The organism is Tardiphaga sp. 839_C3_N1_4, assembly GCF_051811045.1.
Taxonomy (GTDB): Bacteria; Pseudomonadota; Alphaproteobacteria; order Rhizobiales; family Xanthobacteraceae; genus Tardiphaga.
The window spans coordinates 1,729,603-1,749,073 of sequence record NZ_JBPWQD010000001.1; the positions used below are offsets into that span (position 1 = coordinate 1,729,603).

General features: G+C 60.9%; 14 protein-coding genes. 7 read left to right on the top strand and 7 right to left on the bottom strand.

The features are described from left to right. Positions 1-6: 6 nt before the first annotated feature. From AB8A38_RS08655 to AB8A38_RS08665, 3 genes are all read left to right on the top strand, one after another. Complete coding sequence (locus AB8A38_RS08655; protein WP_439085706.1) at positions 7-1,119, top strand: DUF2336 domain-containing protein; 1,113 nt, start codon at positions 7-9, stop codon at positions 1,117-1,119. A gap of 190 nt (positions 1,120-1,309) precedes the next feature. Beyond that, a complete protein-coding gene (locus AB8A38_RS08660; protein ID WP_439085707.1) occupies positions 1,310-2,284 on the top strand; it encodes an NAD-dependent epimerase/dehydratase family protein in 975 nt (324 codons plus the stop codon). Further along, on the top strand, positions 2,281-3,609 hold the full coding sequence (locus tag AB8A38_RS08665) for a flavin-containing monooxygenase (RefSeq protein ID WP_439085708.1): 1,329 nt from the start codon (positions 2,281-2,283) through the stop codon (positions 3,607-3,609). Before AB8A38_RS08660 ends, AB8A38_RS08665 begins: the two co-directional genes overlap by 4 nt. 40 nt (positions 3,610-3,649) lie before the next feature. Here the strand turns inward: AB8A38_RS08665 and AB8A38_RS08670 are convergent, their stop codons facing one another. Then, the gene (locus AB8A38_RS08670; RefSeq protein WP_309949085.1) at positions 3,650-4,288 is read right to left on the bottom strand and encodes a DUF1109 domain-containing protein; all 639 of its coding nucleotides are present in this window, start codon (positions 4,286-4,288) and stop codon (positions 3,650-3,652) included. Between the two features lie 2 nt (positions 4,289-4,290). Then, on the bottom strand, positions 4,291-4,836 hold the full coding sequence (locus AB8A38_RS08675) for a sigma-70 family RNA polymerase sigma factor (protein ID WP_439085709.1): 546 nt from the start codon (positions 4,834-4,836) through the stop codon (positions 4,291-4,293). A 333-nt stretch (positions 4,837-5,169) separates the two neighbouring features. Here AB8A38_RS08675 and AB8A38_RS08680 point away from each other — a divergent pair, with 333 nt between their 5' ends. Both AB8A38_RS08680 and AB8A38_RS08685 read left to right on the top strand, forming a co-directional pair. Continuing rightward, on the top strand, positions 5,170-5,853 hold the full coding sequence (locus tag AB8A38_RS08680; protein ID WP_439085710.1) for a hypothetical protein: 684 nt from the start codon (positions 5,170-5,172) through the stop codon (positions 5,851-5,853). A gap of 77 nt (positions 5,854-5,930) precedes the next feature. After that, the gene (locus AB8A38_RS08685) at positions 5,931-6,710 is read left to right on the top strand and encodes an enoyl-CoA hydratase (RefSeq protein ID WP_439071126.1); all 780 of its coding nucleotides are present in this window, start codon (positions 5,931-5,933) and stop codon (positions 6,708-6,710) included. A 2-nt stretch (positions 6,711-6,712) separates the two neighbouring features. Here AB8A38_RS08685 and AB8A38_RS08690 read toward each other — a convergent pair whose 3' ends face one another. Next, entirely contained in the window at positions 6,713-8,557 is a 1,845-nt protein-coding gene (locus AB8A38_RS08690; RefSeq protein WP_439085711.1) for an acetyl-CoA hydrolase/transferase C-terminal domain-containing protein, read from the bottom strand. Positions 8,558-8,887: 330 nt separating this feature from the next. Here AB8A38_RS08690 and AB8A38_RS08695 point away from each other — a divergent pair, with 330 nt between their 5' ends. After that, complete coding sequence (locus tag AB8A38_RS08695) at positions 8,888-10,303, top strand: TolC family outer membrane protein (RefSeq protein ID WP_439085712.1); 1,416 nt, start codon at positions 8,888-8,890, stop codon at positions 10,301-10,303. Position 10,304: 1 nt separating this feature from the next. On the opposite strand, the gene AB8A38_RS08700 is transcribed toward AB8A38_RS08695, so the two are convergent. From AB8A38_RS08700 to AB8A38_RS08715, 4 genes are all read right to left on the bottom strand, one after another. After that, on the bottom strand, positions 10,305-12,869 hold the full coding sequence (locus AB8A38_RS08700; RefSeq protein ID WP_439085713.1) for an HWE histidine kinase domain-containing protein: 2,565 nt from the start codon (positions 12,867-12,869) through the stop codon (positions 10,305-10,307). Positions 12,870-13,121: 252 nt separating this feature from the next. Continuing rightward, positions 13,122-16,244, bottom strand: a complete 3,123-nt coding sequence (locus tag AB8A38_RS08705) for an efflux RND transporter permease subunit (protein WP_439085714.1) — start codon at positions 16,242-16,244, stop codon at positions 13,122-13,124. A 36-nt stretch (positions 16,245-16,280) separates the two neighbouring features. After that, complete coding sequence (locus tag AB8A38_RS08710; protein ID WP_439085715.1) at positions 16,281-17,450, bottom strand: efflux RND transporter periplasmic adaptor subunit; 1,170 nt, start codon at positions 17,448-17,450, stop codon at positions 16,281-16,283. A 220-nt stretch (positions 17,451-17,670) separates the two neighbouring features. Then, on the bottom strand, positions 17,671-19,068 hold the full coding sequence (locus AB8A38_RS08715) for a CoA transferase (RefSeq protein WP_439085716.1): 1,398 nt from the start codon (positions 19,066-19,068) through the stop codon (positions 17,671-17,673). A 98-nt stretch (positions 19,069-19,166) separates the two neighbouring features. On the opposite strand from AB8A38_RS08715, the gene AB8A38_RS08720 reads away from it, so the two are divergent. After that, on the top strand, positions 19,167-19,454 hold the full coding sequence (locus tag AB8A38_RS08720) for a hypothetical protein (RefSeq protein ID WP_089266972.1): 288 nt from the start codon (positions 19,167-19,169) through the stop codon (positions 19,452-19,454). Positions 19,455-19,471 lie beyond the last annotated feature (17 nt).

Sequence of the window (19,471 nt, forward strand, 5' to 3'; positions counted from 1 at the left end):
TGATTTATGTCTTCGAAGTCACCGTTATCGGCAAATTTACTCGACGAACTTGACGCCGCACTGGCCCACGGAACGGTCGCTCGGCGCGTGGAAACGCTGCGCCGTGTCACGGATCTGTTCGTCAATAATGCCGTGGATTACTCCGACGCGCAGATCACAGTGTTCGACGACATTTTCGATTGCCTGCTGACGCATATGGAAGCGTCTGCAAGGGCCCTTCTAGCCGAGCGATTGGCACCCGTCTCTGTCGCACCGCCCCGGGTCGTCCGAACCCTTGCATTCGACGATTTGATCGAGGTCGCCGCGCCCGTGCTCTCCCAGTCGGAGCAGCTCGACGACCATGCGCTGATCGAGAATGCACGCACCAAGAGCCAGGACCATCTGCTGGCGATTTCAACGCGCAAGGTCCTGAGCGGCGCCCTGACGGATGTTCTCGTCGAGCGCGGCAATGACGCCGTCGTCACCAGCACCGTCAACAACCGCGGCGCCGACATTTCGGAGCGCGGTTACAATACCCTCCTCGCGCGCGCTGACGGCAACGACACGATTGCGACGTGTGTTGGCCTGCGTCCCTCCATTCCGCGCCACCACTATCTGAAGCTCGTCGCCAAGGCGTCGGCCTCGGTTCGGGCGAAGCTGGAAGCCGCCCGCATACACCACACCGCCGACATATCTCTGGTGGTTCAGCAGGTCGCGCGGCGGGCTCGCTCCGCACCAGGCAGCATCAGTCAGCAGACCGTCATAGCCCATGGTCTCGTGCGCTCGCTGTTTGAAGACGGTCGGCTGGATGAAAACGAAGTGGCGAAATTCGCCGAAGCCGGCAAGTTCGACGAGGCTAACGCCGCGCTCGCCTGCCTAGCCAACGTGCCAATCTCCGTCGCGGAAACCATGATGGTCGAATCCCGCAGCGAGGGCATTTTCATTCTGTGCAAGGTCGCGAATTTTTCGTGGAAGACGGTCAAGACCATCATCAACATGCGCGAGCAACTCGCTGGAGCGCAAATGTCTGACAGCGCGACCGACCGGGAGACCTATGAGCGCCTCCGCATCTCCGCGGCGCAACAAGTCCTACGCTTCCATCGTATGCAGCAGGCGACGTCCGACCTACCTGCCGCCTGACGTTTGTCAGTCGACATGTTTCCACGCGAATGGCCGCAGTCTGGCCATTGCCACCGAGCGCCGCAACGCCAATTGCGCTGAGCAGCCATTCCGTCAGCAGGCATCGACTTGCCGGTGAAGGCGCTGATAGTGATGCCTCGATCACGGCGAACAACGCCAGAACGGGTAGGCATCAAGCAGGGCGGGATTCATGCGCGTCTTGATTACAGGCGCCGGTGGCTTCATCGGCAGAATGCTCACTTCTGCACTGCTTCGAGCAGGCGCGCTCTCCAATGCTGCGGGCACAAGCGAAACAATCGAGGAGCTCCTCCTTCTCGACACACATTTGCCGCCCGCATCCGACCCACGTGTGAGGCACCTGCAAGCCGACATCGACGCACCCGATACGCTGAAGAAAATCGCAGCATGGAAACCCCATAGCGTGTTCCATCTCGCCGCTGTGCTGACCAGCGCCGCAGAACAGGACCCGACGCGCGCGCTGGCGGTGAATGTTTCGGCGCTGGCGGAATTGATCGACGCCATCGGCGCGAAGGATGCTCCGCCCCGCCTGATCTTTCCAAGTTCGATCGCGGTCTTCGGCGGGTTATTGCCTGATCATGTCGATGACGATCATTTGCAGCGCCCACAAACGTCCTATGGCACGCACAAGGCCATCGCCGAATTGATGCTGGCGGACGCCACGCGTCACGGAATGGTCGATGCACGTGCCCTGCGCCTGCCAATCGTGCTGGTGCACCCCGGCCCGCCAACACAGTCGGTATCTGACCGTATCGCAGGCATCGTTCGTGATGGCGTCGCCGGAAAGCCGTCGATTTGCCCATTGCGCGCGGACACGAAAGTGCCGGTCGTCTCGGTCGAGACCGTTGCGCAGAATTTGATCACGCTTCACAATGCCGATCCAGCCAAGATGCGCGGCAAACGCGCGCTCAATCAGCCTGCTTTGACGATCAGCATGGAAGACATTATTGAATCGATCGCACGTGTCACCAACACCACGCCGAACGTGACCTATGCCCTCGATCCCGATCTCAAGAAGATCGTCGATAGCTGGCCGAAAGGTTTCATCTCCACCCGCGCGCCATCCCTCGGCGTCGTCGCTGACAAGAGTTTCGAGGACATCGTGAGCCAGTATCGCCAGCGTCTTGCCGAAAAATCTGCTGCATGACCGAACCTGCAGTCGACATCTGCATCATTGGCGCCGGCTCATCCGGCATTGCCGTTGCCAAGGCCCTGTACGACAAGGGGCTCAGTTTCGATATCTACGAGAAGGGTTCAAATATCGGCGGGATGTGGCGCTACGGCAATGACAATGGCCTGTCTTGCGCCTATCGCAGTCTGCATATCGACACCAGCCGCAGCAATCTCGGCTATTCCGATTTTCCGATTCCAGCCGACAAGCCTGATTTCCTGTCACACCAGCAATTGCTGGATTATCTTGAAGCCTATGCTGACCGGTTTGGCGCACGATCTCGCATCCGCTTCAACTCCGAAGTGATCTCGGTCGAAAAGACCGACGACGGCTGGCGCGTAACGACGAAGGAAGGCACCCGCGAATACAAGATGGTGATTGTCGCCAACGGCCATCTCTGGGATCCGCGTTGGCCGACCTTCTCTGGCACATTCAACGGCACGGCGATTCATTCCAGCCAGTATCGCACCGCGCAGCCTTTCGAGGACAAGAAGGTGCTGGTCGTTGGCATCGGAAATTCGGCCGTCGATATCGCCGTCGATCTTTGCAAGCGCGCCAGCAGCGTCGTGCTGTCCGCGCGAACCGGCGCCCATATCATGCCGAAATACATGATGGGCATCCCGATCGATCGCTGGTCGGCCTTCTTCGCGCGCAAGCTGAAATTCTCGACACTGCTGACACGCATGATCATGGCACGTCTGATCTATCTTGCCGTCGGCGATCAGACCCGCTTCGGCGTGCCAAAGCCGAAACATCCCATGTGGCGCGAACATGCGACGTTGAGCCAGGAGTTGCTGCCTTATATCGGCCATGGCTGGATCAGCATCAAGCCGAACGTCACCTCGCTGGAGGGGGACGCCATCGCCTTCGCCGATGGTACGCAGGAAAGCTTCGACGCGGTGATCTACGCAACCGGTTACAAGACCAGCTTCCCGTTCCTCGCGCCCGAGATCTTCTCGGTGCCGGAAGACGGTGGCATGGTCGATCTCTATCGGCGCATCACGCCGCCGAACCAACCCGGCCTGTTCTTTGCCGGATTGGTCCAGCCCATCGGGCCGACCATCCCGCTGGTGGAAATCCAGGCCCGGTGGATCGCAGCCGTGCTGACAGGAAAAGTCGCCCTGCCCAGCCCCGGCGATATGGCGCTGGAGGTCCGCGACTTTCACCAGAAGAAGATCAGCACCTGGCTGAATTCCCCGCGCTATACGTTGGAAGTCGATTTCAAGGACTATACCGGCGAGCTAAACGGAGACATCGCGAAGGCGGCGAGCGGCCGTCCTGCGGCCGTGGCATCGGCCTGACCGGATTCATTTTCCGCGAAACGCGTGGCTCACGCGCCGTTCAATAGCGCAGTACTTTCGAACCGATAGCTGCACCCAGCGCCGCCACGACGAGGGCTGCGAGCGTGTACCAGGTTGCGACAAACAGCGGCGAGTCGTCCGCGCAATGCGCGGCGTAAAACGTCGCCCCTAGCCCGGCTGACATCAATCCAGCGAGCGCACCAGCAACGGCGGGGCGTGACGGCGCGCCGTGGCGCAGCGCGATCATCGCGCCACCGAGGATCGGCAGCGACAGCAAGGTGATCGCCGCCGAACACAGCGACGAGTTTCTGCCGATAATGCGCACCATCATCGGCGCGCGCTGCGGCATCGTCATTTCGACTATCAACGCGACGATCAGAATAAACGGCGACAGCAGCAACAGCCAGATCCAGCGGCCCAACGACGCCTCGGGCCGGGACAGATGGACACTGATCACGATGGCTGGAATGGCAAGCGCCAGAGTCACCAGAAACTTCGTATCGAAGAACGGATTGCGCATGGCCGACATGAAGTCCGGGCGAATGCCAAGCGTCACCAGCAACATCGCCGCCACGACCGGCAGCGTGACCAACAAGGCCATCGCGAGCTGCGTGCTCACGGGACGTGCCCTTTGATCGTTGTCGGCAGCCAGCGTCTGAATCAGGCGATCGGTATCCATAGTCAATCCTTTCGCAGCTTGGCTGCGAGGCTCGCGAGCCCACGATGCAACGCCACGCGCACGGCGCCTTCGGTCATCGACAATTTCGACGCCGTAGTCTTGATGGATGCGCTCTCCACCGCGATCGATCGCAACACGTCGCGCTGCCGCGGCGGAAGATCGGCGAGATGATTGGATATCTCGACGGTGGGCAATGTTTCAGCTGGCGGCTCGCTCGGAATCGTCTCGGCAAAATCGTCGATATTGACGAAGATCCGACGCCCGCGCCGGCGGAGCGCATCGATCAGTTTGTTGCGGGCGATCGCAAACAGCCACGGCGCAAACGGCGCGTTCGTGTCCCAGGTTTGCCGCTTCAAATGCACCGCCAGCAAAATATCCTGCACAATATCCTCCGCCTGATCGGGCGGCTGGCCAGCCCGTGACAGGCCCTGCCGCGCTCCGGCACGCAGCACGGGCGTAACCGACTTCAGCAGGCGATGATAAGCAACGCTATCCCCTGCATTGGCCGACCGCATCAGATCGGTCCATTCGTCGTCACGTCCGCGCACGCGCGCTCCTAAAGCCAATTCGGCGGATAATTCAGTTTGTTACGCCAGCTGAGAGAAAAATCACGGAACCGTGAAACCCTTGCCTGCGCCCCACACCCCCGAGCCGAAGATTTCAAAGACATCCGGCTCATAGCATCGAACCGTCAGAGTGACATCCGTCGCCTTGATTTCAAAGGCAGATTTTTGCTGACGCCTGTGGAGACAATGATTGCGGCGGTGTTCATGCCCCGTTTTTGCCGGACTCGTCCGAAGATTCCCTTTTTTTGCCCCGGTGTGAACACCTGCGCAGTTTCCCTTGCGACCATTGGGGGCCGGTATTTTGGGGAGATTTCCATGAACATCAGAGCCAGCGGGCGTGCTGCATTGGTCATCGCAGCCGGATTGTGGATCTGCACATCGGCACCGCTTCACGCGACCGAAAACGACACCGCGGCATCCGAGCCGGCCGCAGCGGTCGGCAGCGCCGCAGACACATCCGCCGAACCAGCAGCGAAGGCCACCAAGCACCGCAGTGCCAGGAAGAGCGAAACGAAATCGCGCAAGTCCGACCGGCAGGCAACCAAGGCGTCGAAAAAATCGGCTGATGAGGACACCGCCAAGACGGAAGACGCGAAGCCGGGAAGCAGCGATACTGCCATCCCGTCATTGGTCGCCAATGCCAATGCGCAATGGCCCTCTGAGACCGCAGCCACCAACACCTACAACATGTCATCGCAAGCAGGCAGCGCGCTTGGCCAAATCGGCGGCCAGCAGGAACAGCCCGCAACGACGTCGCCGGATTCCAGCGCCAGCAACGCGCAGCTCGTTGCCGCTGACCAGCTCAACGACCTCGATCGTGCCATCAGCAACGACAAGCCGCCGCTGACGCTCGCAAAGGCCACCATCGATACGCCGGCACCGGAAGTCGCCACCGAGAGCAGCACGACCTGGGACAAGACCTCCCTTGTTGGTAAGATCTTCATCGCATTTGGCGGTTTGCTGACCATGGCCTCTGCGGCCCGTATGTTTATGGCTTGAACCCCATCCCCCGAGCGGGCAAATTGCGCGGGGCTGCCGATCCTGGCAGCTTCGGCAAAAAATCCGCGGGATGGAACATGAGCAGCTACGAACACCTAATCGTTGAGCGCAAAGGCGCGGTCGGCATCATCACGCTGAATCGCCCGAAGATGCTGAATGCGCTTTCTTTCGGTGTGTTCGGCGAAATCAAGATCGCCATCGACGAGCTGGAAGCCGACACCGCCGTGGGCTGCATCATCGTGACCGGCAGCGAGAAGGCATTTGCCGCCGGGGCAGATATCAAGGAGATGCAGCCAAAGAGCTTCATCGACATGTTTTCCAGCGACTTCACGTCAATCGGCGGCGACCGTGTCGCCACCTGTACCAAACCGACCATTGCTGCCGTCTCGGGCTATGCGCTCGGTGGCGGCTGCGAACTCGCCATGATGTGCGACATCATGATCGCCGCCGACACAGCCAAATTCGGCCAGCCGGAAATCACCCTCGGCACCATTCCCGGCATCGGCGGCACGCAGCGCCTCACGCGCGCCATTGGCAAATCGAAGGCAATGGACCTTTGCCTGACGGGCCGCATGATGGATGCGGCGGAGGCCGAGCGCTCTGGCCTCGTCAGCCGCATTGTCCCAGCCGACAAGCTGATGGAAGAAGCCATCGCCATGGCGGAAAAGATCGCCGCCATGTCGCGCCCGGTGGCGACGATGGCGAAGAACGCCGTCAATCGCGCCTTCGAGACGCCGCTCACCGAAGGCCTCAAGGTCGAACGCGATCTGTTTCACGCGACATTCGCGCTGGAAGACCGTTCAGAAGGCATGGCCGCCTTCATCGAGAAGCGGAAGCCGGTCAACAAGAACCGCTAGGCTCAGCCGCCGCGCGCGAGCGCGGCGGACACAAGCACACGATAGGCACGTTCGGCCCATGTGGCCGGACGATCGAGCCCGAGCCGCGCCAGCGCCGCTTCATCTGACGCACTTGGTGCGTGTGTTATGCCCTGCCAGAACAGGCCTGCGAGCCGTTGTGGCGACACCGATGCCGCGCTCAGGACCTGCAGCGCAGGGATCAGGCGCTGCTCCACATCAGTGAAATCGCTGCCAAACGGGAACATGGGCAGCAGACCGGCGTCCCGCGCCGGCCTGAGCGCAGCGGAAATCCGCTCAGGTACATTGTCGCGATACGCAGGAGGAATGTCATAGCTCTTGGGAAGCTTTCCAGCCTCCTTGGCTTGTCGGATCAGTTCCGGCTGAAAGCGCGAGTCCGACACCTGCAGCATGGCCGCAATCACATCGGCGTCTGATTTTCCGCGCAGATCGGCGACTCCATACTCAGTCACGATGATATCGCGCAGGTGTCGCGGGATCGTGGTGTGACCATAACTCCAACGAATATTGGAGATAGGCTTTTTGCCGGCACGTGTCGCTTCAAGAGTCAGGATCGAGCGCGCGCCGTCCAGAGCGAAAGCCTGTGAGACGAAATTGTACTGCCCGCCGACCCCGCTCACGACCTGGCCGTTCTCGAGACCGTCGGAGATCGCGGCGCCCATCAGCGTCGCCATCATCGTGTTGTTGACGAAGCGCGCATCGACGCGCGCGCGTCGTTTGGCATCTTCATCACCGTAGAGTTCGTTGGTGAATGACACCGGCATCATCTGGATTTTCGCCAGACGCTCCGGCGTCATGTCGCGCAGCGCCTGATAGAATGCCTTGGGCCCTAGAAAAAATGCGCCATGCACGATGGTGCCATCCACCTCGCGCTTGAGAATGCCGGCGTCGATCAGGCCGAGAAATGCTTCGAACAGCATTTCACTGACGCCATAGAGGCCACGTTCGAACGTCGCGACTTCCTTTGGAGGCGCGTCGGGGGCAAGACGCTGCATCAGATTGCGAAACGCCGCATTGTCGCGGTGACGAACGATCAGGCCCTGCGCCAGCGCATCGCCCACTTGCCCAATGCCGATCTGCAGCGTGCCGCCGTCGCGCACCAGGCCGGCAGCGTGCAATCCAATCGCGTATTTGGTGTCGTTGACCGGTTCGGACGGGGGCGCAAACAGCGGAAATTCAGTCTCCGGACCTTCGAGCATCGCGTGAAACTCATCGCCGGTGAGATCACCCTGCCCTGGCATGAAGGGCAATTCCGAATTGACCTGACCGATCAACTTGAATGAGACACGCCCTTCGTTGCGCGCCCGCATCAGATCAAGCGTGGTGTCGGTATTGCAGCTCAGGCTGTAGCGCGCGGCACCATCGACCACACGCTTCGACACCAGTTGCGTGATCACGTTAAGCCCACGCGTCAACAGATAAGACGCCGCATGAGTGTAGTTCGCTGAAATATAGTGTTGCTGTGCGTCGGCGACCCGCAGCCATTTTCCCGCAAGGAAGAAGAATTCGTTGACCTGAATGTTTGGCGGGAGCTCGCCTTTGTGCAGCGCGTTTGCATAAGCGAGATTGGGATAGCCCCCGAACAGCCGTTCGATCACCGGGTTGATGAAGCGCTTCTCCAGCTCGCTGGGTGGTCTCGGCTTCTCCAGTGTCAGGGCAGAGAAGAACGTCAGCCTGATGCTGCGATCGGCCAGCGCGCGCTGATAGAGCGCATTGATGATATGGTTGGCCTTGCCAAGCCCGAGCGGCAGCCCGACCACGAGCGTCGTCCCGACGTCGCGAATGATGTCTTCGGCGATGGCGTCGGGGTCAGTGAATATCTTGGGCATAAGCATTCCGGCTGAGCAGGATCGGCAGCTCCTCAGCGCAATCGCGCAGCAAAGCCGGACAGAGTTACCACTGCGTGCGGTTATTCAGAAATGTGCCCGACATGCAACACACGCGGCCATGTGAAGCGGGTTTATTCGTCGCATTCACCGAGCGCCTCATCCACCCTAGGGTCCTGATCAATCAAGCAAATCGGGGCAGCCAAATGCCCTGTGGGGAAAGCGCAAAAGCCCGGAGGTTCTTCGCCGGATGGTTTGCCTGCAAAGGCAACGCCCTCTAAACATACCTAGACGTCAGCGGGGGCGGACGTCCGAAGATTGCTTTGGGATAATATGGTTCGTCACGGCATATTTGGCCTCGCCGCAAGGCGCGCGCTTCGGACAGGCATGGCCCTGAGCCTGATTGGCTATGGCATTTTTGCTGCGGTCGATGCCCGTGCCGAAACGGTGTCGGAAGCCCTTGCCAAAGCCTATCAATCCAATCCGCAGCTGAACGGCGAACGGGCTCGCCAGCGCGCCACCGATGAGAACGTTCCGCAGGCGATGGCCGGCTACCGGCCTCAGGTGGCAGCCACGCTGAGCTATGGCCTTCAGGCCGTACGCAACCTGCTCGTAGACAACACCATCCAGGGCGCGACGCTGAAGCCATGGACCATCGGCGTCACGGTCACCCAGACGCTTTATAACGGAAACAAGACAGCCAACAGTGTCCGCGTCGCGGAATTGCAGGTCCAGTCCGGCCGGGAAGCGCTGCGCAATGTCGGCCAGGGCGTGCTGCTCGATGCTGTCGTTGCATATACCAATGTTCTCGCCAACCAATCGCTGGTTGAAGCCCAGCGCGCCAACGTCACCTCCCTGCGCGAAACCCTCGGCATCGCCCAGAAGCGGCTCAACGCCGGGGACGTCACGCCCACCGACACGTCACAGGCCGAAGCGCGACTGGCACGTGGCCAGGCCGATCTCAACGCCGCCGAGGTCAATCTCGCCATCAGCCAGGCGACTTATACGCAGGTGATTGGTGCTGCACCCTCGCGGCTCAGTCCGGCGGAACCGATGGATCGGCTGCTGCCGCGCAACCGCGACGATGCCGTCAATCAGGCCTTCAAGGCGCACCCCGCCGTGCTGGCAGCCGGCTACGATGTCGATGTGGCGACCACGACGATCAAAGTGGCGGAGAGCAGCCTGTTGCCTACTCTGACGCTGCAGGGCAGCGCCAGCAAATCCAGCCAATCGGATCCGACGCTTGGCACTTTTGGCACCGACCAGGCTTCGATTGTCGGCCAATTGACTGCGCCGATCTATGACGGCGGCCTCGGTGCTGCGCAGACGCGCCAGGCCAAGGAACTGTCGTCGGTCAGCCGCTTGGTGCTCGAACAGGTCCGCAATCAGGCCCGCACAGCAGTTGTCGGTGCATGGGTGTCAAATGAAGGCGCCAAGACCGCTGTCAGCGCTGCGGAAGCCGAAGTACGCGCCGCTGGCGTTGCACTACAGGGCGTACAGCGCGAGGCCCAGGGCGGTCAGCGTACCACTGTCGATGTCCTGAACTCACAGCAGGATCTCGTACAGGCAAAGGCACGCCTGATTGGCGCGCAACGTGACCGGGTCATCGCATCCTATTCGCTGCTCAGCGCAATCGGCAGGCTGGATGTGAAGACGCTTGGGCTGAACACGCCAGACTATCTGCCAGAAGTTCACTATCATCAGGTGCGCGACGCCTGGCACGGGCTGCGCACGCCCTCGGGGCAGTAAACTATCCGGGCGAATTCTTCTTCGCCATCGCCGTGGTCATCGCAGCGACAAGCGATGCGAGGTCGTAGGGTTTGCGTACAATCGGCACGTCCTCCATCGACGCCGGGATCAGGCTGGTTTCGCCATAGCCTGTGGCGAAGACGAAGGGGATGCCCCGCTCGCGCAATGCCTGAGCCACCGGCACCGAACTGCCATTGCCGAGATTGACGTCGAGGATGGCCACATCAGGCCTCCTGATCGTCAGCGCGATCAATGCCTCCTTGACCGAAGATGCCGTCTCGACCGATGCCGCGCCCTCGTGAGTCAACATGGTCTCGACGTCCATGGCAATCAGAAGCTGATCCTCGACCATCAACACCTTCAAGCCGCGCATCGACGCCATCGGCTTGTCGTCCTCGCGTTGGGCGCGCACGTTGCGCGCCGCCACCGGCGCGGGCCAGACAACGAAGCGCGCCGGGATGAGCAACCGCACGCGCGTGCCGGCCGGCTCATAATCGACATCGCTTTCACCCCCGAGATCATAGGGAATGCTGCGACTGATCAGCATCGATCCAAAGCCCGGCCGCAATGGCGGTGTGACAAGGGGGCCGTCGCGCTCAAGCCAGTGGATTTCGCAATCGCCGATATCGGTGCGTTTCCACTGGAGCGACAAGCGCCCCGTGCTTACGGAAAGCGCACCATATTTGGCGGCATTGGTGGCCAGTTCGTGCAGCACGAGTGCGAGTACTGAATAGGCTCGAGCGTCGAGCGAAACATCGGGACCGGCCACCTCGATCGCTTTTACCGACTCGCGATACGGCGAAAATTCCGCATCGAGCAATCCCTTTAACGCACCGCCACCGGCGCCGCGGATGACCTGATCATGCGCAAGCGACAAGGCCTGAATACGTCCCTTCAGGGAGGCGACATAATCCCCGATGCTGCGGCCATCCTCGACCGGGTGCGAGACCAGCGATTTGATCAGCGCCAGAATATTCTTGACGCGATGATTGAGCTCCTCATTCAGCATTTTCTGGCGCAGGTCGGCCTTGTGCCGCTCATCCGCCAGCAATTCGTTGTGGCGAAGCACCACTTCCACCAAAGCCGAGCGCACGGCCTCGGCGGTGTCGCGCTCGTTTTGCAGCCATGGCTGTGACTGGCGTTGCACGATCTCCTTCCAGATCGCGAAGCTCTTGCGCGGCGTCAGCCGATCGCCCAACGGGCCAATTTCGTATGTCTTGTTGGGATCGCCTGCCCAATTCAGGGTTTGCGTCACTTCGCTGCGAAAGAACAGAAGATAGTCGCGCGGCAACTGCGACAAGGGCACCGCCAGCACGCCGGAGACGGTAGCGGCATAGTCTTCAGCCGCCGGTAATCGATCTGACAATGCGCTCGTCGCCCACACCCTGCCCTCGGCCACCGAATTGATGAAGCCCATCAGCACCGGCACTGCCGCAGCCGGCGGCGCGGTGCCATAAGACGTCCAGGTCTTGTTGAGATATAAGCCAATGCCGTCACATGGCATCAGTACGCTAAAATCGCGAATGCTTTCCTTGAGCAGATCTTCGACATCGCCATGATGCGAAACATTATGCAGCAGCTGATCGAGATAGCGACGTGCGCTTTCGCTAGCGGCCAGCTTGCGTTTTTGAAGAAGCCCGGCCAGTTGCATGGAAAAGAACTCGCCAAACATCTCTGCAGCGACGCGCTTCTCCATGGAAAGCGCGCGCGGTGCATAATGATGGCAGGCGATCAGCCCCCAGAGCACGCCGTCGTGGATGATGGAAATCGACATTGACGCACCGACGCCCATATTGCGCAGATACTCGCAGTGGATCGGCGAAACGCTGCGCAGATGTGCAAAGGACAGGTCGAGCGGTTCACCGGACGTGTCGAACTCCGGCTCAATGGCCACGCGCTCACCGCTTGCATCCGAGACGATACGCACCGTGTTCTGGACGTAAAGCACCCTCGCCTGCTGCGGGATGTCGCCAGCCGGGAAGTGCTGTCCCAGAAAGCTCTCGAGATCGCCGCGGCGCGCCTCGCTGATCACCCGGCCGGAGCCATCATGAGCGAATTGATAGACCATCACCCGGTCGTAGCCGAGTGCGCCACGCAGCAGCCGCGCCGCATTGTCGAACAGCACGTCGAGATCGTTGCATTGGCCGATGCGGCCGATCAGCAAGCGCGACAACTCCAGAGGCGGTGTCGCTTCGCTGGCGTCCACAGGCTCGAATTCGATGATGTTGACGCCCTTGTGCCGATGCACAGCGACGTTGAACGCGGTCGGCGAATGCGCGACCTTAAAATCGATCAGCAATCCCGGGCGCTGCTGGTTGCCCCATTTGGCGATGGCATTGCGAATGTCGTGCGCCGGCCTCTCGCCGATCAGATCATCCAACCTGCGGCCATTTATGTCGCCTGATCCCACACCAAGCATCGCGCCGGCATTGACCGAATGGCGCCGGACCATCCCGACGGAGCCATCGCAGGCGAGCAGACAACCATAGGGTTGAACACTGCCGGGGATGTGGATTGGCTCGCGGTCGCAATTTGTCAGGTCGACAGAGGCGATCTTGGTGAGCATCAAAAAGTCTCTGAAAAGATGCGGCGCTCGAAACGACGGCCGCCAGCATGGCACGGCTGCACGTTTGAAAAAAGATCAGCAAATAAAGCGTTCAAGAGCACCTACCGAAACGCACACGGGGGCTGGAATAGCCCGATGGGAAACCGGTCAACGGGCAAGCGCCGGTTTCGATCCATGCCGAGGCCGGTTTTTTGGATATGGGCCATTGGGCTGCCTCAGGGACAGCCCGAGCAGCTCCCGTCGCAAGCCGGTTTAACGCGCCCGGCTTGAGAAGAACGAGATCAGCACCGGCAGGGTGATCAGGATCACCAGCGGCGCCAGCATCATGCCAGTGACGACCACGACCGCGAGCGGCTTCTGGACCTGAGACCCGATTCCCTCCGACAGCGCCGCCGGCAGCAGGCCGACGCCGGCTACGATACAGGTCATGAGCACTGGCCGCAGTTGCAGTTCGCCGGTCCGGATCACAGCCTTGATGCGCTCGTAGCCCTCGTCGATCAGCTGATTGTATTGCGACAGGATCAGAATGCCGTCCATGACCGCAATGCCGAACAGCGCGATGAAGCCAATCGCCGCCGATACGCTGAACGGAATACCCGTGATCAGCAGACCAAGCACACCGCCGAAGATCGCCATCGGGATCACGCTCATGGCCAGCAGCGTGTCGGCCATCGATCCAAAGTTGAACCAGAGCAGCACGCCTATCAGAGCGAGACTGATCGGCACCACGATGGAAAGCCGCGCGATAGCGTCCTGAAGATTGCCGAACTCGCCCACCCATTCGGTCCGCGAGCCCGGCGGCAGCTGAACGAGCGCGGCGACCTTGTCCTGCGCTTCCTGAATGGCGCTGCCGAGATCGCGTTCGCGTACCGAGAACTTGATCGGCAGATAACGTTCCTGGTTCTCGCGATAGATATAAGCCGCACCCGAGACGAGATTGATCGACGCCACTTCACTTAGCGGGATCTGCGCGATCGTGCCGTTTGGACCGGGTGCGCCGATGCGCAAATTCTGGATCGCCTCAGCGCTACGACGATATTCCGGCGCTAACCGCACCATGATCGGGAAATGCCGATCGCTACCAGGCTCATAGAGATCGCCTGCAGAGTCGCCGCCGATGGCTACCTTGATGGTGGCGTTGATATCGCCCGGCGACAATCCGTAGCGCGCGGCCTTGGCGCGGTCGACATCGATCTGGATTGTTGGTTGCCCCAGCGATGTGAACACGGCGAGGTCCGTCACCCCCTGTACCGTCGACAGCACGGCCTTGATCTCATTAGCCGTCTTGGTGAGCGCTTCCAGATCGTTGCCATAGAGCTTGATCGAGTTTTCGCCCTTCACGCCGGAAACCGCTTCGGACACGTTGTCCTGCAGATATTGCGAGAAATTGAATTCGACGCCGGGGAATTTCGTCTGCAATTCCTTGAGCAAACGCGCCGTCAGCGCATCCTTATCCTGCGGCGCCGGCCATTCAGAGGCGGGCTTCAGCGGTGCAAAGAATTCCGCGTTGAACAGGCCAGCCGCATCGGTGCCGTCATCGGGACGGCCGTGCTGCGAGACGACGGATTCCACCTCGGGCTGCTGGCGGATCAGCCTGCGCATCTCGTTGACGTAAGTGTTGCCTTCCTGCAGCGAGATCGTCGGCGGCAGCGTGGCGCGGATCCAGAGATTGCCCTCTTCCAGCTTCGGCAGAAATTCCAGGCCGAGGAAACGCGCCATGAAGAAAGTCACGACGACAAGACCGATCGCAATGCCCAACACCAGTTTACGGCTCACGACCGCCCAATTCAGCACCGGCATATAGAGGCGGTGAAGCTGGCGCATGATCCAGGTTTCGGTCTCCTGGACATGCGCTGGCAGAATGATCGCGCTCAGCGCAGGCGTGACGGTGAATGTCGCGATCAGGCCACCGGCGAGCGCATAAGCGTAGGTCCGCGCCATCGGCCCAAAGATATTGCCTTCAACGCCGGACAGCGTGAACAGCGGCAGGAACGCGGCGATAATGATCGCGGCGGCAAAGAAAATCGAGCGCGACACGTCAGCGGATGCGCTGAGGATGCCATGCTTCTTCATGCCCATGATGGTCTCGGGCGAGATGTGGCTACGCTCCGCTTCGGAAAGCTCCGTTGTCTGGGTCAACCGTCGGAAGATGGCCTCGACCATGATGACCGTCCCATCGACGATCAGGCCGAAATCGATGGCGCCTACCGATAGCAGGTTGGCGGATTCGCCGCGTAGCACCAGAATGATGACAGCAAAAAACAAGGCGAACGGAATAGTGGCGCCCACGATCAGCGCGCTGCGCAGGTTGCCGAGGAACAACCACTGCAGCAGCACGATCAGCAGGATGCCGACGACCATGTTGTGCAGCACCGTATGCGTGGTGGTGTCGATCAGGTCCTTGCGGTCATAGATGCGTTCGATCCGCACGCCGGGCGGCAGGATGCCTCCGCGATTGATCTGTTGCACCAATTGTTCGACGCGCGCGATGGTCGGAGAACTCTTCTCACCGCGGCGCATCAGAACGATGCCCTGGACGATATCGTCCTCCTGATTGAGACCGGCAATGCCGAGGCGCGGCTTCTCGCCGACCGACACCGTGGCGACGTCCTTGACCAGAACCGGATTGCCACTGGTCTGGGAGATCATCGTATTGGAAAGGTCGTCGATCGACCGAATGAGGCCGACGCCGCGCACCACGGCCGATTGCGGGCCGATATTCACGGTGTTGCCGCCGACATTGATATTGGCGTTGCCGACGGCGATCAGCAGTTGCGGCAGCGTCAAGCCATAGGCAACGAGCTTGCTGAAGTCGACCTGGATTTCATAGGTTTTGGTCTTGCCACCCCAACCAATGACGTCGATAACGCCTGGCACCGCGCGAAAGCGGCGCTGCATGATCCAATCTTGCAGGGTCTTGAGATCGAGTACGCTGTAGTTCGGCGGTCCCACCAGACGGTAACGGAAGATTTCACCCACAGCAGAGATCGGCGAGATTGTCGGCTGCGCATTGCCCGGCAAAGTCCCGAGTTGCGATAGCCGGTTCAGCACCTGCTGCAATGCTTCGTCATAGGTATAGTCGAACGAAAACTGCAGTTTGACGTCCGAGAGGCCGTAGAGCGAGATGGTGCGGATCGTCTTGAGGTTCTTGATGCCCGCGACCTGCGCTTCGATCGGAATCGTGATGTAGCGCTCGATTTCCTCGGCAGAGAGACCGTTGCTCTGCGTCACAATATCGACCATCGGCGGGGTCGGATCGGGATAGGCTTCGATGTTCAGCTGATTGAACGCGAACAAACCGCCGACGAATACGGCGACGAACATCGCCACCATCAGGAAGCGACGGTCGACGGCCAGGGCAACAAGACGATCCATCCAGATCGGACCTTTCAGAAGAGCCGAAGCTGGGAGTTAGCTGGCGGAGGCCGCGCGATCGATAAACAGGCTGCCTTTGGTGACGATGCGTTCACCGGCTTTCAGGTTGCCATGGACCTCGACGAGATTGCCATTGGTCATACCGGTCTTGATTGTGCGCAGCTCGATGGTCTTGTCGTCATGCGCCACCCAGACGCGGACCTGATCGCCTTCATAGATCAGCGCCGTTTTCGGCACGCCTATCGTTGGCTGGTCGCCAGGCGCGTAGATCGTCACGGTGGTGAACATTTCGGGCTTCAGCAAACCGTTGCTGTTGTCCAGCGTAGCGCGGACCAGCAGTCGGCGCGTCGCGGGATCGAGCGCTGTCGCGACATAGCTGATGCGGCCAGTGAGCACGCGGCCCGGCAGCGCCAGTGCGGTGAAGCTCATTTCCTGACCGATCTGCACGGCAGCAGCTTCGGTCTCACGTACGAAGGCCGTGAGCCACACTGATGAGAGATCGCCGATCACGAAAACCGGATCGGCAGCGCCGGCGCTGATGTATTGGCCGGGGCCGATCTTGCGCTGAACCACCGTGCCTGCAAGCGGCGCATAGATCGTCGTTTCCGGATTGATGCGGCCCTTCTCCTGAAACGCCGTGATGGCGTCTTCCGAGAGGCCAAGAATACGCAGGCGATTGCGTGCGGCTTCGAGTGCCGTGTCGGCGGTGCGCAGATCGTTCTGTGCCTGCAGCAGCGTGGCCTGGCTCTGCTGATAGTCTTTCAGCGGCACAGCCTTGCCTTCGAACAGGTCGCGGGCGCGCTTGTCCTGGATCTGTGCGAGGTCGAATTGCGACTTCGCCTTGTTGAGCGCCGTGGTCGCGGCAACGAAATCATTCTGCGCGCCAACGGTGTCGGCCGCTTCGATCACAAAGAGCGGTTGGCCCTTTTCGACGTGGTCGCCTGGTTTGGCGAGCAGCTTGGTGACGCGGCCGGCATAGGGTGAAAAGATCGGGGTCGAGCGGTCTTCATCGACGGCGATCTTGCCCTCGGTGACGTGTTCGGCACGGAAGGCACGCACGGTGACCGGCTCGATGGTCAGGCTGGCCCATTCCGACGGCGACGTCGTATAGCGCTGCGGATTCTTCCGCGACTGGCTCGAAACGTCGGAATGGCCCTTCGACGGGGTGGACAGCCGCGCGTAGCCGATGCCTGTGGCGACCAGCATGGCAGCAATGCAACCGCCCGCAATCAGGCGCTTTCCGCTAAACAGCTGAGATCGTTGATCTAAATTCGTCACTGTCCAGTCCTTGGTAGGAAACGCACTTATTCCGCGGCGATTTGTCCCATTCACGCGCTAATAGTGCGCATCTGGGCGTTCAGACAATCTAAAAACGCGTGTGCACTTACGAATCTTCGTTAAAATTTTGAAATCCTGCGAATGGGTTTCAATTGCCGGACGGCCATACCGCCGGATGGCTGCCGAGGGGCATGGCCGGACGCGCCCACGATGCCGGGGTTCGCGATAACACGGCTGCATGACGGACCGCCGACAACTGGCCAAATCCGGACGGCATATCCTCAGTAAAGGCTTTGACCATCTCTCCCTTCAGGTCTTCGACCGCGAGACCCTCCGCGATCCTTCCCATATCCCACAGCCATTGACCGGTGCGGGCAAGAGAGACCTGCACGTGCCAGCTGCCGCCTTCGCGCGCCTGACGTGCACGTGCGATCATGGCGCCGAATGCCATTAAGTAGCCTGTGGCGTGATCAAGCATCTGGGCCGGTAACTCCCTGGGCCCATCGACGCCGGCCGCCTGCCCTTCGGCATGGTTGAAGCCGGTCGCGCATTGGACAAGGGAGTCGAAGCCGCGGCGCCCGGCCCATGGCCCGGAACGGCCATAGGCGGAGAGCGAGACATAGACGATACCGGGACTGACACGGGCCGCCTCCTCCGGCGAGAAGCCGAGCGCCGCGAACGACTGCGGGCGATAGCCCTGCGAGAAGATATCCGCCTGCGCGAGCAATCCTCGTAAGGTGTCGCGCCCCTGCTCGCTCCGGAGATCCACGAAGCTCGAGAGCTTGCCGCGGCCGGTATCGACGGTGAGCCACGGGATCGCCGGCAGATCTGGACTGGAGACCAGCATGACATCCGCGCCATGGGCCGCAAGCGTACGACCAGCGACGGGACCGGCGATGACGCGTGAGAGATCGAGTACGCGCAGACCGGCAAGCGGCCGGGCGCCGATCGGCCACAGCTTTGGTTCGGCGTCACCGATCCGGGTGATCTCGACCAGCGGCAGTTCAGCAACAGCTGTGGCCTGCGGCAGCGCCATCCATTCGTCGCGCGATCGCATCAGCGCCACGACACCGCCGGCCGCATAGGCCGCGGTCTCGAAGGCCTCGCCGTTCCAGTGCATCAGAGCGGCCTGCACGGCTTCGCGCTCCGGCGCGCATGACAGCACCTGGCAGACAGCGTCGCGATGATGCGGAAAATTGGTATGCAGCCGGACGAATTTTCCGTCGCCGGTCTTGTAGACACCAGCGATTACGTCCCAGGCGGGCGGCGGCGGGTTACCGTCGCAGCGCAGATAGCGCTCGCTGCGGCACTCGACGATGGCGTGGCGCATGTCGACGGCGACAGTCTGCGTCTGCCCACTACGTAGCCGCCAGATTTCGGCAGCGGCCATTCCAGCCGCAGCGATGCTGACCTGAGCGGCCGCACCGACATGGAATGAAGATGGCAATTGCGGGTCATTGCCGGTCAGCGCGACACGCTGGAGCGCCGCAATATCACCGCCAACCTCCCGCCAGAGGTCGGCGAGCAGTTCACGAATGCCGTACATCAACGCTCTCCCCCTTTCCCACGACATCGATTCAGCTCACGCTTCCAGGTGACCACATCCGTCATCGCATCATCCTGTACAAGCATGGAGGAGAGACCATGGCCACCATCGATCCATTGACAGCCGGTGCCGTGGTGCTGGCCACGGCTGCCACCGACGCGGTCTATGTGATGTTCACCTCTGCGGTGGTGGCCCGTCGGCGCATACCTGCGGCCACCTGGAGCAGCGTCTGGTATGTACTCTCGTCCTATGCCGTCATCAGCTATACCGAAAACTGGATGTATGTGGGTTTCGCCGCCGTCGGTTCATGGATCGGCGCCTATGCCACTATTACTTTCCTGCACCGGCCACCCGGCGGACCGCCAGTCGGTGCATCACCTGAATAGGTAATATCGGCTGAATG